Genomic DNA, 15046 nt, shown 5'->3' with positions numbered 1-15046 from the left:
TAAAAACTGGCACCATATGACCATCCGGCAATATACTACTTTTGACATCAAAATAAAAATCAATGGAATTTCAGCACTTATTACAAAGGGTGGTACAGGATAATACCACTCACGCCAAATGGCTGAACACACTTTCCTTTATGGAGAATGCAGGAGCCAGAAAAATATCAAAATGCGAACATCCGGTTTCAGTAACACTGATTCAGCTTAAGCATGCCGCTGAAGAGCACCGTCACGCTTACTATCTCAAAAAGCAAATCGGAAAGATTGATCCCGAATTATGCAAAACTTACGAAAATAAAGAACTTCTTGCTCCCACTGCAACCCGGCACTACCTTCACGCACTGGATATTAAGGCATGCAGGTATCTTCAGCAGGTTTTTCAGCTTGGCCAGGAAGAGCTCAAGTTTGCAGCCTACCTCTTTGTAACCTATGCTATTGAAGTTCGGGCCGATGAATTGTACCCGGTATATCAGGATATCCTTACCCAGGAATCTTCCCGGATCATGGTGAAATCTATTATTCTTGAAGAAGAAGGACATCTGGAAGAAATGATCAATCAGCTCAATGAATTTTCCGGTGACTGGAAAATTCATGCTGAAAATATACTGAACATTGAGAAAGAGCTGCATCATCAATGGATTAATGCGATTACAAAAGAAGTGGAAGAGTTGAATTATGCTTAACAGTATTCATCGTTTTCAGGAATCACTCAATACAAGAAAAGAAGAAGGGAGACTAAGAAGATTAACGCTTCAGCCTGAAGGAATTGATTTTTATTCCAATGATTATCTGGGATTGGCAAGAAATACAGAATTTCAAACTCTCCTGTTGCAAAGCATTAATGATAATCCTCAGCTGCTTTCAGGAAGTACCGGCTCCAGATTAATCAGTGGTAATACCGATATGGCAACTTCTGTAGAACGTTGTATTGCAGAAAATCATCATTTTCCTGCAGCACTTCTTTTCCCATCAGGGTATAATGCTAATCTTGCTCTGTTCTCAACACTTCCCAGCCGTCATGATACGGTGATTGTAGATGAGCAGATCCATCGCTCCGTCCACGATGCCTGCAGAATGTCAAATGCCAGAAAAGTAAAATTCCGGCATAACGATCTGAACGATTTGGAAAACCTATTGAAGAAACAGAAAACGCATTGTTATATCGCTATAGAAAGCCTTTATTCTATGGAAGGAGATTGTGCTCCCATCCGGGAGATTGCCGCTCTTGCTAAGCAATATCATGCAGATTTGCTGGTAGATGAAGCGCATGCTTTTGGTGTTTTTGGAAATGGACTGATTGAAAAGTATCAGTTACAAAATCAGGTGCTGGCAGCTGTGGTAACGTATGGTAAAGCATTGGGAGTCCACGGAGCCGCAATTCTCTGTAATGAAACTGTAAAATCTTATCTTATCAATTTTGCATCTCCATTTATTTATACCACTTCTGCGCAGGATTTTCAATGGATGAGTATCAAAACTGGTTATGAATTTTTAGAAAAGAAGCAGGAGCTGTCAAAAAAGCTTCACGAAAACATCAGAACTTTCAGAAATCAGGGTCTGAAAACACCTTCTTCTGAAGTCAGCCCCATTCAGGCTATTGTAATTCCGGATAATCAAAAACTGAAAACGGTACAGAATACTTTATCTGATGAAGGGTTCTTAACCTATGCCGTATACAGCCCAACGGTAAAAGAAGGAAGTGAGAGAATCAGAATATGCCTTCATAGCTTCAATACGGAAGATGAAATACTAAAACTTACAAGAATTATTAAAGAATTGAATTAACAGGAAAAGGGTAAAAAAACGAAGTAACCTATAAAATAAAAGGAAGTGAATTTCAACCCAAACCCTGCATCCCGAACCCGAAAACTCATATGAAACTATTTATAACAGGAATAGGGACCGAAATAGGAAAGACCATCTGTTCAGCTATTTTGGTTCAGTATTTTAAAGCAGATTACTGGAAGCCCGTACAGTCCGGAGATCTCCATTACACAGACAGTCATAAAATTGAGGACTGGACAGACCATACCACCTGCTATCCGGAAACACATCGCCTGCAACTGGCTGCATCTCCTCATCAGTCTGCACGGGAAGAAAACATACAGATTCAACTTGATGATTTTCAATTGCCGGAAACTGAAAATTCATTGATTGTAGAAGGAGCCGGAGGATTGATGGTACCGCTTTCAGATCATATTTTTATGATTGATCTGATAGAGATACTGGAGCTGCCTGCTGCGCTTGTTGTCAGAAACTATTTAGGATGTATCAATCACAGCTTGCTTTCAATAATGGCATTACAGCAAAGAAATATAAAGCTGGAATACCTGATCCTTAATGGAGTTTTTCCACAGGATACGGAAAGACTCATCTGCAGCTTTATTGAAAGTGATACAAAAATTATCAGGATTCCGGAGATTACCCATACTGATAAAGAACATATTAAAATGGCTGCAAAGCAATTAACAATAACAAAATTATGATAATGGATAAGAAAACAGAAATTAGACACAACTGGACCAAAGAAGAAATTGAAGAAATTTATCATTTGCCCCTGATGGAGCTTATTTATAAAGCGGCCACAGTACATAGAGAACGACATGATCCCTCTGAAGTACAGATCTCCACATTATTGTCAATCAAAACCGGAGGATGCCCGGAAGACTGTTCCTATTGCGGACAGGCTGCGCGTTATCATACCAATATCAAAGTACAGGCTTTATTGCCTACGGAAACGGTAATAGCTCATGCACAGAAAGCTAAGGACAGTGGATCTTCCCGTTTCTGCATGGCTGCAGCATGGCGCGAAGTTCGTAACAACCGTGATTTCGACAGAGTGATCGATATGGTGAAGGGAGTGAATGAACTTGGACTGGAAGTATGCTGTACGTTAGGAATGCTTACCGAAGAGCAGGCAATACGACTTCAGGAAGCCGGTTTGTATGCCTACAACCATAATCTGGATACTTCTGAACAGTATTATGAAGAAATTATTTCTACCAGAACGTTCGATAACAGGATTAATACGATCAACAATGTAAGGAAGGCTGGAATCACAGTATGTTCAGGAGGAATTATCGGTCTTGGAGAAACACATAGGGACAGGATTTCAATGATTTTGACCTTAGCAACGATGCCTAAGCATCCGGAATCTGTACCCATCAATGCATTGGCAAGGGTAGAAGGAACACCACTAGAGAATAACGAAAAAGTAGATACCTGGGAAATGGTAAGAATGATTGCGACCGCGAGGATTGTAATGCCCGCTTCTATGGTACGACTGAGTGCTGGACGTATTGAAATGACAGAAACTGAACAGGCATGGTGCTTTATGGCAGGTGCAAACTCTATTTTCACGGGAGAAAGAGAAACTTTATTGGTGACTCCTAATCCGGGAGTATCTGAAGATATGCAGATGCTGGAAACACTGGGATTGAAACCCATGAAATCTAATCAGGAAGTTAAATGTTGCTAGATCAATGTCAAACTCTAAATAATCACTTATGGGATTTTGGATTTTAATTATAAACATTCTGAAATGTATTCAGGCTTTGTTATCAGATTTTTTACCGGATTAGGTTGAATCCGGACAGCATTCCAATGAAGTGGAAATCTTAATGCGAAAGTTCGCAAGAGGCTTATGTGCAAGCAAACATCTTTTGCGAACTTATACTAATGAATCAGGAATACGAAGTTTTTGCAGACTTTGTGATCAATTAAAAATATGTTATAAACATTTTACCTCAAAATATGAATACGATAACACAACTTAGTCTTCAGGAAAGAGATAAAGCAGTCAACTGGCATCCGTACACCCAGATGAAAACAGCTGCTGATGCCATACCGATTATTAAAGGGGAAGGGGTTTACCTTTATGATCATGAAGGTAAAAAATATCTGGATGTAGTCTCTTCGTGGTGGGTAACTCTGCATGGACATTCTCATCCTTATATTGCCCAGCGGGTATTCGAACAGCTTAACACCCTGGAACAGGTTATTTTTGCCGGATTTACCCATGAACCGGCTGTACAGCTTTCAGAAAACTTATTGAATATTCTTCCTCACAATCAGAATAAAGTGTTTTATTCTGACAATGGTTCCACAGCGGTAGAAGTAGCGCTGAAGATGTGTATTCAGTATGCCCACAATCAGGGAAAGGAGAAAACTAAAATTTTCGCTTTCAAAAATGCCTATCATGGAGATACATTCGGAGCAATGGCTGTAAGTGGAAAAAGCTTTTGGACCAAACCTTTTGAAAGCAGATTATTTGAAGTTGTTTTTATCGATACGCCTACAGCGGAGAATCTGGAAGATTTAAAAATACAGATTGGGCAGTTAGCAGATGAAGTAGCTTGTTTTATTTTTGAACCGTTGGTGCAGGGAGCAGCAGGAATGCTGATGTACAGTGCAGAAAATCTTGATGAATTGATGCAGTATTGCAGGACGCAGGAAATTTTAATGATTCAGGATGAAGTGTTCACAGGCTTCGGAAGGACCGGAAAACTTTTTGCAACATATTACCTTACAGAAAAACCGGACATCATGTGTTTTTCAAAAGGACTTACAGGGGGTACCATGCCTATGGGGATTACAACCTGCACCCATGAAATTTACAATGCTTTTTTATCTGATGACCGTCATAAGACATTATTCCACGGACATTCTTTTACAGCCAATCCTTTAGCCTGTGCTGCAGCGTTAGCCAGTATGGAATTATTACTTAAAGAAGAAACCCAAATGAATATCAAACGTATTACCCAGCAGCATTCGGAATTTATAAAAATGATTTCCTTGCATCCACAAGTTGAAAATGCACGTCAAATCGGAACTATTTTAGCTTTTGATTTTAAAACCGGGAATGGTACTTCTTATTTCAATGAAATAGGGAAGAAGCTTTATAATGAATTCTTACAGAGAGGAATGATTATGAGGCCACTGGGAAATGTAATATATCTGGTTCCGCCCTATTGTATTACCTACGAAGAATTGGATTTTGTATATCAGAATATTATAGAAGTCCTGGATCAGTTTAAAGACTAAATGATCTCTTCCTGTATAGATTATTATAATCAAAAGAATTCCCCGTGGCAAGCCTCAGGGAATCCTTTTGATTCCTTTCATGTGCAGAATCTAATTACAGTTTTTAAGTTGTACATTTTCTACTTCTTACTAAATTTTTTTGTAGAAACTTTTCCATTTTCAAAAATGATTTTTGCAAAATAAACTCCTTTAGAAAGTTCAGAAACATCTGAATTATTCTCTTTTACAGTTTTTAATAGCTTTCCATCAATAGAATAGATTTCTATTCTGCTAATTTTTTCTTTTGAATGATACACTAAATCTTGTTTTACAGGGCTTTCAAGAGTAATTTCAGTATTATTTTTTACCGTTTCTTTTGTTGATAATGTAGCATTATCGTTTACAAGATATTTAACAATGTTTAATGTTTCTCCATCTGTACTCACAATGATGTTATTATCAAAAACCTTTATTGCATTAATATTATGATATCGTAAATTAGGATCATTTTCTATATATTCTCCAAATAAAGGATAAACAGTTCCATTTTGATTAAGCTTAGAGATATAATAATAAGTATATCCATTATTATTGAGTTCAGCATAGCCTGCAAGATAATAATAACCATTTTTTTCATAGATATCCCGAAATTCCAGACCGGCAATACCATTATAATTGAATGTCGTATCTGGTGAGCCATCAGCATTAAGCCTTCCTAAGGTAGGTGGTGTCTGCCACATTAAGTCATTTTTTGCATACACAATTCTATCAGCAGAATCTACTTTTACAATACTTGCTTCTCCACTAAACAAAACTTCTCCATTATTACCAAAACCAGTCATAGGCTGTCCGTCAACAGTGTATTTCTTTATGGTACCATTTCCGAAAAAAAGAAGATTAAACTGGTTATCTAAAATGATATGAGGAAGATAAGAACTCTGCAAAGGATTCTGTTGATAAGTCAATATTTCTCCGTTATTCCCAAAGCTGTTGTCTAATGTGCCATCAGAATTTAATCTCAACGTATGAGTTTTCGAGTCAGTTTGTCCAAAAGAATCCATACTAATTCCTGAAACAAGAATTTTATTTCCCTGCTGTATAAGATTAGTTAATTCAAAAGAAACTGATAAATTGGCTAATGCCTTTATTCCTCCATTTCCAAAAGAAGGGTCTGATTGCCCATTCGAAAGTAATCGGACTACATCCAGATAATACGTATTGTTTGTAGAATCATATCGTTTGAGTAGTAAAGTTAATTTATCATCGATATGTCTTATACATCCAACAAGAGAACCGTCATTGTAGTTCAGTACAATTTTACCATTTGTTCCAAAAGTCAAATCTAAAGGGCCGCTGTAACCCGTCGCTTTAGAAATAATTAATTGGTTGAGACTGGGGTCATAGGATTTATAAAATACTGAACTTGTTGCTGCAGTTAATTCTCCTGCATAGCTGCTTCCCGTTCCTAAATATGAGTTTCCTGCCGGAAGAGTATAAATCCCGTTTGAAGCAAACGTAGGATCTTTGGAAATAATTTGCGCGAAGGAAGTTTGTGTTATAAGAATAAACACAAATAATAATTTTTTTTTCATTGTTTGTTTTTTTTTAATAGGAAATTTTGAGGTTATATTTTGTAACCTACATCAACATATAATTTTGGGGTTGTGTTTCCAAATATATGATAAAGTTTTAGAAAAGTAAAGAACTCTCCGGATTTTGCCTTTTAACAGATATTTTACTAGAAAAAAATCAACTAAAGCCAATGAAAGAGTAAATGTTGCGCTGAGAAATTCCTGCGGGAGATTGGCATTATGGGTTCAGTTCGTTACCCCATTCATGCAGCGCATCAAGAATAGGACCTAATTTTCTGGCTCTGTCTGAAAGTTTGTAATATACTTCCGGAGGGAAATTGTATACTTCAATACGTTGAATAATATCATTTTCTTCCAGCTGTTTTAGCTGTTCTGCTAACACTTTCTTGGAAACTCTCGGCATTTTTCGCCAAAGCTCCACAAAACGTACCTGCTCCTCCTCAAAAAGAGAGGATAAGATCAGGGGTTTCCATTTTCCGGACAGGATATCCAGGCTCCGTCGAAGTCCACACGTTTTAAATTCTTCAAAATTCATCAATTCCTTAGTATAAATATGGTTAACCTTTTGGTAACCATCGATTATTTTGCGGTCATTAACCGATAGATTTGTTCAGCAAATTTAAACAAAATGAAACTACAATTATGGCGCAATGCAACATTGCTGTTAAATAACAATGACGTGAATATCCTTATTGATCCTATGCTTGGAGATAAAGGATCTTTGGGAAAGTTTCCCATGACAGATAGTGAACTTCTGAATCCATTGGTTGATCTTCCGTTCAGTCATGAAGAATTGGTGCAAAAACTGGAAAAAGTAGATGCTGTAGTTATTACTCATCTGCATCCCGACCATTGGGATTCAAAAGCAATAGAGCTCATCGATAAAAATATGCCTATTCTGTGTCCCTCCGTCATTTCAGAACAAATAGTGGAGCAAGGATTTAGAAATGTAATTCCTATCAGTGATCATCTCCATTGGAATAGTATGGATATATTTATCACGAAAGGACAGCACGGAACCGGAGAAATTGGAGAAAAAATGGGAGTGGTAAACGGATTTGTTTTTAAAACGGCTAACCAGTCCGTTTATATTGTTGGGGACAGTATCTGGTATGATGATATTGCAGAGGAGATAGAGAGGTATCAGCCAGAGCACATTATTGTGGCAGGCGGAGCTGCCACTTTTTCAGTGGGAGATCCTATTATTATGACGAGTGAAGATATTATAAAAGTCTGCAGGTATGCTCCCGAAGCATTGGTATGGGTTACCCATCTGGAAGCGGTGAGCCATTGCAAAGAAGACAGAAAGTATATTGAGGAAAAGATAGTTAAAGAAGGGTTAGCTGATCAATGTTTTATCCTAAAAGATGATGAAGAAATCACCTTAGAGTTCAAGTCGTAGGAATACCCCTTTGGGATGGCTTGTTTTTTGGACTCTCATTCATAAATAATTTTATGCTTTCAGTTTTTCTATTAAATCTTGATTGGAAAGAATTATTATTGGGACATGAAGAATGGTCTTTTCTTTTAGAGATCATTCTTCGTACCATGATTATGTTTCTGGCTATTATTATCGGGTTGAGGATTTTAGGGAAAAGGGGGGTTAAACAGCTCTCTATCTTTGAACTGGTGGTTATTATTGGATTAGGTTCTGCAGCAGGAGATCCCATGTTTAATAAAGATGTCGGAATTATTTCGTCCCTTATTGTTTTTATTGTCATTATTCTCCTGTATACAATCGTTACATTCTTTATTGGAAAAAGTAAGACTTTCGAAAAGCTGGTGGAAGGAAAATCCATCTGTCTGATAGAAAATGGTGAATTTTCCGTTAAGAACTTCCAAAAAGAAAATTTAGGAAGTGATGAATTCTTTGCGGAGCTAAGATTAAAAGGTGTTTCGCAGCTTGGACAGATCGAAATTGCAATTGAAGAAATCTCCGGAGAAATCAGTGTGTTTTTCTATGAAGACCAGTATGTGAAATATGGGCTTCCTATTATGCCAGATTCGCTGGAAAATCCATTAAAATCTATTCATGATGAAGGATATTATTCCTGTACATTCTGTGGTCACACGGAATATAAAACAGCAGGCAATTCAGAAAATTGCCCCAGCTGTTTAAAGGATGAATGGGTGGTGTCCAGTAACAGGAAACGCATCACTTGAAGTTGATCCAGCCAACTTTATTTAATCTTCTACATATCTGTTTCTTGCTGCTTTCAATCCAAAATACAGCATGATTAGTACTGCAATACTCAGGAAATAAAAGGATGTATTCCATGAAATATCCCAATCATGGAGTTTTCCAAAAACAGGAGGTCCAAATCCGGCGATAAGATATCCTACGGATTGTGCCATTCCTGAAATTTTCACTGCATTGATACTGCTTTTTGTTCTTGTAGAGAAAAACAGGATAGACAGGCTGAAAGACAATCCATTGGATAGGCCTATGATAACTGCATTTACGTAAATCCATTGGGATTTTAGCAGTACAAACATCATGGTACTTGTAAACATTAAGGCGCAGATAAAAAGAATCATAATCCTTTGATCCTTCATTTTACTGGCTATAATCGGGCAGCAAAACGTCACCGGAATCATCGTAATCTGAATGACAAAAAGAACCCAGCCGGAGCTTTCTCCCTGCATATTATAGTCTGCGAGGAAGGAGGGTAGCCAGGCAACCATGCAGTAATAAAACAGAGACTGAAGTCCCATGAAAATGCTAATATTCCATGCCTGGGAAGATTTGAACATATTAGCCCCAGAGGTGCTCAGCGCCACTTTGGGTTGGTCAGAATTCTTTTTGTTGAAAAGAAGCTCAAGGAGTAATACAAGAAATCCCAATCCTGCAATAATCAGCCAGATCCCTAATGAACCCCGCCATCCAAAGCCCGTCCATTCTCCAATTCTTACACTAAAACCTGAAGCCAGTGCAGCAGTAAGGTTCATAGAAACCGCAAAAATTCCGGTCATAAGACCAATCTGTTTTGGGAAGTTATTTTTAACATATCCGGGGGTTACCACATTACCAATACAAATTCCCAACCCTATGAATATCGATCCCAGAAACAACATGGGCAGTGATCCGGAAATACGAAGAAAAAGCCCAAAACTTAAAATAAGTAAGGAATACATCAATAGCTTACTGATTCCAAGGGTATTGGAAAATCTACTCACCAATACCGAACAGCCTGCAAACATAAAAAGAGGAATGGAGGTCAGCAAACTCACCTGAAAATTATCCAGTTGTAAAGCTTCTCTCACCTCGTTTAATACAGGAGATACTGCAACAATAGGCGAACGAAGATTACTTGAGATCAGTATAACCACCAAAACATTAATGATCAGTAAAGCATAAGATGCTTTTTTTCTTATTTCACTCTTCATCATAATAAAAACTTTTGTGCAAAATTAGCATAGTAATTTTGTTTAATTTTGCCAAAGTTTTAACTTAAAACGACATGAATGCGAATAACAGTATAGAAGTAGATGAACTGCATAAACCTTATTTTGTCTGGTTTGAAGAAAACTGGATTCATGATGATGTGCTTCACCAGCATCAAAAAGGGCAACTGGTCTATGTAGAAAGTGGGTTTCAGTATATTACCATTGAAGAAAAGATTTATCTTCTTCCGCAAAACCATGCTGTTTGGATTCCTCCCAATACCATCCATAAGACCAATTCACATTCTGAGAAAATCAATCTGATGATTATGTTTGCTGAAGTTGACAGAAAAAACTCTTTTTACCATGAAGTCAACGTATTTTCAGTTCCTCCGGTTTTAAAAGAAATGATAAAATATGTAGAAAAATGGTCTAAACTACTCTCAAAAGATGCCGATGAAACCATATTTTTAAGAGCATTATTCAATGAGCTTCCTCATTTCGTAGAACATTCTCTGAAACTCCATATCTGTCTTCCTAAAGACAAACGCCTAACAAAAGTGATAGAACACCTGCATCATGATTATCATAAAGAAATTAGAATAGAAGATCTGGGAGAAACGGCGTTATTATCTACCCGTACTTTAGAACGTATTTTCAAAAAAGAAACCGGGCTTACACTCAGCAAATATCAGCAGATGCTGCGAATCATCAAAAGTCTTGAGCTTTTGAGTGCCGGAAATCTTACCATTTCCGAAACAGCCTATGAAGTAGGGTACAAAAGTGTACAGGCTTATACAAGAAGCTTTCAGGCTGTGATGCAGTTCCGGCCTACCGATTTTGTGAAAAATATTAAATAGCAGGCAAAATCTCATTTTTTAGTTCTGATCCTAAGTATCATAAATGTTGAGTAATATGTTTATGCCGTTGATCTTACTATAAAACATTTAAAAGGGATTTATTGTTCATTGTAAATGTATACGACACCCTATATTAAAGTGTTTGTTGATTTTAAAAAGCATAATATTTCACCATTTATTGCATTTTCATATTAGCAGTGAATAATCAATTATAGGATCAGTGGAAGCAAAAAGGTCCCCACGAATGGAGACCTTAAAAAAACACAAATGATGAAAAAAAATTATTTCGATCCACAAATATAAGTAAAATTAATATTATGCAAAACATTATATATGCATTTTTTTTAAAAATTATTGATTTTGATAGAAAATAACTATTCTTTAACTGATGCAAGTTTTCTTTAGCATTGTGGAATTTTATGGGTGTATAATTGTACCTCTTTAAAATATCTATTTCTAATGACATCATAGGGTATATGATGCAAATCCGTAATTGTACATCATCCTAAAAATGAATGATCGCTGTTGGTGTTTTTGATTGTGACTACACTCATAAAATAAAGCGTATCATTTTCATTAACTTGCTTTAAAACAGACGCTATGAAACCAAAGCAAATAAAAGGGGTTCCTCAGCAAAAATCCGGAGGATTTCATGACACGGAAAGCAGAAAACAGTTTGCAGCGCCACTGATTCCATTGAAATTTGAAATAGTAAAAAAAAGATTTTTCTCCATCAACAAATGGAAAAGCTATTGTGGAGATGCTTTTGCCGCATTTAAACTGTATGATTCCAATGCTATCCCTGCCGAAAGAGAACCTCTAAAAGGCGATTTTATCAGAATCAATATTCCGGGGCCGGGAGAAACTCAAGCAAAAGGTTATGATTGGGTGGAAATAACAGAGATCTGTTATTATGAGGATACAATCTCCGAAAGTATCATGATTACCTGCAGACCGTCACAGGATCCTAAGAATAAAAACAACAGCCATATTGCCCACTTTTATAGCTCAAAAGCCACTTCTACATTTATGATCCGAAGAGATTCAACTCACATAAACACGGCAGTATATGGGAGAAATGAATCTCCTAATTTCAATGCAAGGCTCTTTGATATCATTAGAAATATGATGGTTGCTGCCGGAGGAATGATTGGAATCGCCAAAATCCAGTGGCAGCAGCTTACAGATGGTTTTCTGGACTTTGAATAGAAATGCCTATCCCTTTTTGATCTAAGTCAAAGTTCTTCCGCTGCCAGCTTTTTAATTTCGCGGCTTAATACAAAGCTATGGAAGAACTTCAAAAAATTATTTGGATCTCAATCATTTTAATCATTATTATTTCGGTAAAAGAAAAATTAAAGCTTGCACTTCCTATCTTGCTTGTAACAGCCGGATTGATTCTAAGTGTCACTCAACTTGTGCCATCTATCGACATGAGCCCGGAAATGATTTTTTACATAGTACTTCCTCCCATATTATTTGATGCTGCCTGGAATACATCAATTCCCGATTTTAAAAAAGAATTTTCAAAAATTTCTGTACTGGCCATTGGACTGGTCTTTTTAACCACTACTGTTATTGCTTTACTTGTTCACACCTTAATTCCCGGATTCAGCTGGCCGCTTGCCTTTGTAATGGGCGCTATCATTTCACCACCCGATGCCGTAGCGGCAACAAGCATTACAAAATCTCTTCCGCTGCCACAGAAACTGACAACGATCCTTGAAGGGGAAAGTTTACTGAATGATGCATCGGCTTTAATTGCTTATAAATGTGCTGTTATCGCTGTTACCAGTGGTGTTTTCTCATTTTGGGACGCTGGGCTCCAGTTTATTAAGCATCAGTCTTGGAGGATTGGTTATTGGCCTTGTGATAGGTTTTATATTTTTAAAGCTCCACAAATATTTTAACGGAAACAGCAGTGCTGAAACATTTGCTGTGATTCTGCTTCCTTTTGCGGCATACAGTCTGGCAGAGCATCTGGGATATTCCGGAGTATTGGCTGTTGTGTTATTAGGAATGTTTCTTTCCTGGAATTCAATTTCATTATTCAGTGCCGGAAGCAGGTTGCAGATGAGTCATTTTTGGGAAGTTATTATCTTTATTCTGAATGGGTTGATATTTCTTATTCTTGGCATGCAGCTCCCGGCAATCATCTCAAATATACAGGATAGTGATCTTCCTGTCCTGGTTTTTTATGGCTTCTTATTGTTTATTGTCCTGGTAGTTATCCGCTTGGCCGTACTCTCCTTATTTCCTCTTTTTTCGAACAGCAGGTCCGAAAAAGAAGGCGGTTTTCTCACTCCATCAAAGAAAGAATATATTATTTTATCATGGTCAGGGATGCGTGGTGTTGTTTCACTGGCTGCAGCCCTTGCACTGCCCTTTAAAGATCATCAGGGAGCTGTTATAGAGCAGAGGGATACTGTATTATTTATATGCTTCATCGTTATTGTTTTTACATTACTGATCCAGGGAGTGACATTACCCAGGTTAATCAGCATGATAAAGCCTTCGTCTCCCGATAAACAGGAAGAAAAAGACCTCAATATACTTCTTCTGGAAAAATCTGTTTCATTTTTAAATGATTTTATATCAAATGATGACAAGGTTCAGGCGGCATTGAAAAATATGACCGAAAAGCTTGAAAGGGAAAAATATCAATTGATGAACAGTAGCGAAGAAACCATGTTTTCCCGGCATAATGAATGGAAAAAAACCTATTTTACTCTGGAACTACAGCTTGCAGAATGCCAGAGAAGAGCATTGGTAAAAGGCTACCACACAGGGGATTTTACCCTTGATATCATCCGTAAAAAAGAAGAGGAACTGGATTTTTGGACAAGTACTATTCATCATGAAATAGCAGCTATTGATCATTATTCTGAATAAGGGGACACAGGAATTTCCTTTTTTGATCTAAGTCAAAGTTTGGTATTGGCTGTACAAAGACATTTGCACCCGAATATTTTAAATAAAATTTATGAGTACAACATTAGAAAAGGGGCAGCATATTAATTTCTACAAAGTAATTACGCCCATTATTATTTCAGTATTTGGAGTATACCTCACGATAGGAATTGCGTTGGGAGTCCTTCCGAAGTTTGTTCAGAACAATTTAGGATTTGACAGTATCATTATAGGGCTGGTGATTGGCCTTCAGTCTTTATCAACACTTTTAACCCGGGCTTATTCCGGTAAAATAACGGATACCAAAGGTGCAAAAAGCAGTAAAATGTCTGGGGTTATACTCACTGTTGTTGCCGGAGCCATGTATGTTTTGGCAGTATTGTTTCAGGCGGATAAATTTTGGGCCCTTGGCTGTTTACTGCTTGCAAGGATTATTCATGGGATAAGTGAAAGCTTTCTGGTCACAGGAGCGTTAACCTGGGGAATTGGTCTTGCAGGCCACACAAATTCAGGGAAAGTAATGACATGGAACGGCATTGCCATGTATGCAGGGATTGCTATTGGAGCCCCTATGAGTATCTGGCTGAGTAAAGAATACAGCATACTGCCTGCCTTTATTCTTATAGCCCTTCTTCCGTTTGTAAGCTGGATATCTACAGCTAAGCTTCCTTCTATTCCGGTAGATAAAAACCACATCAGAACCCCATTTTATAAAGTTATAGGCGCTATTTCCGGACAGGGTCTGAGTCTGGCATTTTCATCAATGGCATTCGGGTGTATTGCTTCTTTTATTGCCTTGTTTTTCGCAGAGAAAAATTGGGGCGATGCTTCACTGGCATTTATGACCTTTGGGGTATGTTATGTGCTGACAAGAGTTTTCTTTGCTTCCTTTCCTGATAAATACGGAGGTTTTACCATTGCTTTTATCTCTTTAATCATCGAAGTCATAGGGCAGATGCTTATCTGGACATCTGTTTCCAAAACAGTTGCCATCATCGGATGTGGATTAACAGGGGTTGGATTCTCATTGGTTTTTCCAGCTCTGGGTGTTTTAGCCATTCAAAAAGTAAAACCTCAGATGAGAGGCACTGCCTTAGGAGCATATGTAGCATTTGTTGACCTTTCATTAGGGTTAGCGGGACCTCTTGCCGGATTGATTGCCGGTTGGCTCAACTATCAGGCGGTCTATTTATTTGGAGGAATCAGCTGTATTCTTTCGATGATTATTCTACTGTTTAATAAAAAATAAAATCATACATTATGATAACAAGTCCA

Annotated in this window: 15 protein-coding genes; 12 read left to right on the top strand and 3 right to left on the bottom strand. The window is 37.6% G+C overall.

Translation table 11 applies throughout. The features are described from left to right. Nucleotides 1–62: 62 nt before the first annotated feature. The 5 genes from DRF57_RS08190 to bioA all read left to right on the top strand — a co-directional run bounded on the left by DRF57_RS08190 (nucleotide 63) and on the right by bioA (nucleotide 5046). Nucleotides 63–686 (top strand): hypothetical protein, encoded by a 624-nt coding sequence (locus DRF57_RS08190; RefSeq protein WP_115917863.1) that lies wholly within the window; start codon nucleotides 63–65, stop codon nucleotides 684–686. Then, nucleotides 679–1788: an aminotransferase class I/II-fold pyridoxal phosphate-dependent enzyme gene (locus DRF57_RS08185; RefSeq protein WP_115917861.1), complete on the top strand. Its 1110-nt coding sequence runs from the start codon at nucleotides 679–681 to the stop codon at nucleotides 1786–1788. The genes DRF57_RS08190 and DRF57_RS08185 overlap by 8 nt, the downstream gene beginning before the upstream one ends. Nucleotides 1789–1877: 89 nt before the next feature. After that, nucleotides 1878–2489, top strand: a complete 612-nt coding sequence (gene bioD / locus DRF57_RS08180) for a dethiobiotin synthase (protein WP_115917859.1) — start codon at nucleotides 1878–1880, stop codon at nucleotides 2487–2489. Nucleotides 2490–2491: 2 nt separating this feature from the next. Next, nucleotides 2492–3481 carry a biotin synthase BioB gene (bioB, locus tag DRF57_RS08175; protein ID WP_047496526.1) on the top strand — a complete coding sequence of 330 codons (990 nt, stop codon included), beginning with the start codon at nucleotides 2492–2494 and terminating at the stop codon, nucleotides 3479–3481. A gap of 275 nt (nucleotides 3482–3756) precedes the next feature. Beyond that, nucleotides 3757–5046, top strand: a complete 1290-nt coding sequence (gene bioA, locus DRF57_RS08170) for an adenosylmethionine--8-amino-7-oxononanoate transaminase (RefSeq protein ID WP_115917857.1) — start codon at nucleotides 3757–3759, stop codon at nucleotides 5044–5046. A 119-nt stretch (nucleotides 5047–5165) separates the two neighbouring features. Here bioA and DRF57_RS08165 read toward each other — a convergent pair whose 3' ends face one another. After that, nucleotides 5166–6617 (bottom strand): T9SS type A sorting domain-containing protein, encoded by a 1452-nt coding sequence (locus tag DRF57_RS08165; protein ID WP_115917855.1) that lies wholly within the window; start codon nucleotides 6615–6617, stop codon nucleotides 5166–5168. A gap of 217 nt (nucleotides 6618–6834) precedes the next feature. Next, complete coding sequence (locus DRF57_RS08160; RefSeq protein ID WP_115917853.1) at nucleotides 6835–7152, bottom strand: winged helix-turn-helix transcriptional regulator; 318 nt, start codon at nucleotides 7150–7152, stop codon at nucleotides 6835–6837. A gap of 93 nt (nucleotides 7153–7245) precedes the next feature. Here DRF57_RS08160 and DRF57_RS08155 point away from each other — a divergent pair, with 93 nt between their 5' ends. Both DRF57_RS08155 and DRF57_RS08150 read left to right on the top strand, forming a co-directional pair. Further along, nucleotides 7246–8019: an MBL fold metallo-hydrolase gene (locus DRF57_RS08155; RefSeq protein WP_115917851.1), complete on the top strand. Its 774-nt coding sequence runs from the start codon at nucleotides 7246–7248 to the stop codon at nucleotides 8017–8019. 53 nt (nucleotides 8020–8072) lie between these two features. Then, nucleotides 8073–8780: a DUF421 domain-containing protein gene (locus DRF57_RS08150; RefSeq protein WP_047496512.1), complete on the top strand. Its 708-nt coding sequence runs from the start codon at nucleotides 8073–8075 to the stop codon at nucleotides 8778–8780. Nucleotides 8781–8801: 21 nt separating this feature from the next. Here the strand turns inward: DRF57_RS08150 and DRF57_RS08145 are convergent, their stop codons facing one another. Further along, nucleotides 8802–10007 (bottom strand): CynX/NimT family MFS transporter, encoded by a 1206-nt coding sequence (locus tag DRF57_RS08145; protein ID WP_228450230.1) that lies wholly within the window; start codon nucleotides 10005–10007, stop codon nucleotides 8802–8804. A 71-nt stretch (nucleotides 10008–10078) separates the two neighbouring features. Between DRF57_RS08145 and DRF57_RS08140 the strand changes: the two genes are divergently transcribed. From DRF57_RS08140 to DRF57_RS08125, 5 genes are all read left to right on the top strand, one after another. Further along, nucleotides 10079–10861, top strand: coding sequence for a helix-turn-helix domain-containing protein (locus tag DRF57_RS08140; RefSeq protein ID WP_047496510.1), 783 nt, complete (start codon nucleotides 10079–10081; stop codon nucleotides 10859–10861). A gap of 600 nt (nucleotides 10862–11461) precedes the next feature. Then, nucleotides 11462–12070, top strand: coding sequence for a hypothetical protein (locus DRF57_RS08135; RefSeq protein WP_115917847.1), 609 nt, complete (start codon nucleotides 11462–11464; stop codon nucleotides 12068–12070). Between the two features lie 77 nt (nucleotides 12071–12147). Then, nucleotides 12148–12771, top strand: a complete 624-nt coding sequence (locus tag DRF57_RS24105; protein ID WP_228450228.1) for a cation:proton antiporter — start codon at nucleotides 12148–12150, stop codon at nucleotides 12769–12771. After that, entirely contained in the window at nucleotides 12656–13753 is a 1098-nt protein-coding gene (locus tag DRF57_RS08130) for a cation:proton antiporter (protein WP_228450246.1), read from the top strand. The genes DRF57_RS24105 and DRF57_RS08130 overlap by 116 nt, the downstream gene beginning before the upstream one ends. 91 nt (nucleotides 13754–13844) lie before the next feature. Next, on the top strand, nucleotides 13845–15020 hold the full coding sequence (locus DRF57_RS08125) for an MFS transporter (RefSeq protein ID WP_115917845.1): 1176 nt from the start codon (nucleotides 13845–13847) through the stop codon (nucleotides 15018–15020). Nucleotides 15021–15046: the final 26 nt, after the last annotated feature.

Origin of the sequence: Chryseobacterium rhizosphaerae (genome assembly GCF_003385455.1) — a bacterium.
In the GTDB taxonomy this organism is placed as follows: Bacteria; Bacteroidota; Bacteroidia; order Flavobacteriales; family Weeksellaceae; genus Chryseobacterium; species Chryseobacterium rhizosphaerae.
This window is presented reverse-complemented; position numbering and strand designations above follow the sequence as displayed.

Bases quoted from the DNA above. Each gene is read 5' to 3' on its own strand.
- DRF57_RS08190 (WP_115917863.1), top strand. From the start codon at position 63: ATGGAATTTCAGCACTTATTACAAAGGGTGGTACAGGATAATACCACT.
- DRF57_RS08185 (WP_115917861.1), top strand. From the start codon at position 679: ATGCTTAACAGTATTCATCGTTTTCAGGAATCACTCAATACAAGAAAA.
- bioD (WP_115917859.1), top strand. From the start codon at position 1,878: ATGAAACTATTTATAACAGGAATAGGGACCGAAATAGGAAAGACCATC.
- bioB (WP_047496526.1), top strand. From the start codon at position 2,492: ATGGATAAGAAAACAGAAATTAGACACAACTGGACCAAAGAAGAAATT.
- bioA (WP_115917857.1), top strand. From the start codon at position 3,757: ATGAATACGATAACACAACTTAGTCTTCAGGAAAGAGATAAAGCAGTC.
- DRF57_RS08165 (WP_115917855.1), bottom strand. From the start codon at position 6,617: ATGAAAAAAAAATTATTATTTGTGTTTATTCTTATAACACAAACTTCC.
- DRF57_RS08160 (WP_115917853.1), bottom strand. From the start codon at position 7,152: ATGAATTTTGAAGAATTTAAAACGTGTGGACTTCGACGGAGCCTGGAT.
- DRF57_RS08155 (WP_115917851.1), top strand. From the start codon at position 7,246: ATGAAACTACAATTATGGCGCAATGCAACATTGCTGTTAAATAACAAT.
- DRF57_RS08150 (WP_047496512.1), top strand. From the start codon at position 8,073: ATGCTTTCAGTTTTTCTATTAAATCTTGATTGGAAAGAATTATTATTG.
- DRF57_RS08145 (WP_228450230.1), bottom strand. From the start codon at position 10,007: ATGATGAAGAGTGAAATAAGAAAAAAAGCATCTTATGCTTTACTGATC.
- DRF57_RS08140 (WP_047496510.1), top strand. From the start codon at position 10,079: ATGAATGCGAATAACAGTATAGAAGTAGATGAACTGCATAAACCTTAT.
- DRF57_RS08135 (WP_115917847.1), top strand. From the start codon at position 11,462: ATGAAACCAAAGCAAATAAAAGGGGTTCCTCAGCAAAAATCCGGAGGA.
- DRF57_RS24105 (WP_228450228.1), top strand. From the start codon at position 12,148: ATGGAAGAACTTCAAAAAATTATTTGGATCTCAATCATTTTAATCATT.
- DRF57_RS08125 (WP_115917845.1), top strand. From the start codon at position 13,845: ATGAGTACAACATTAGAAAAGGGGCAGCATATTAATTTCTACAAAGTA.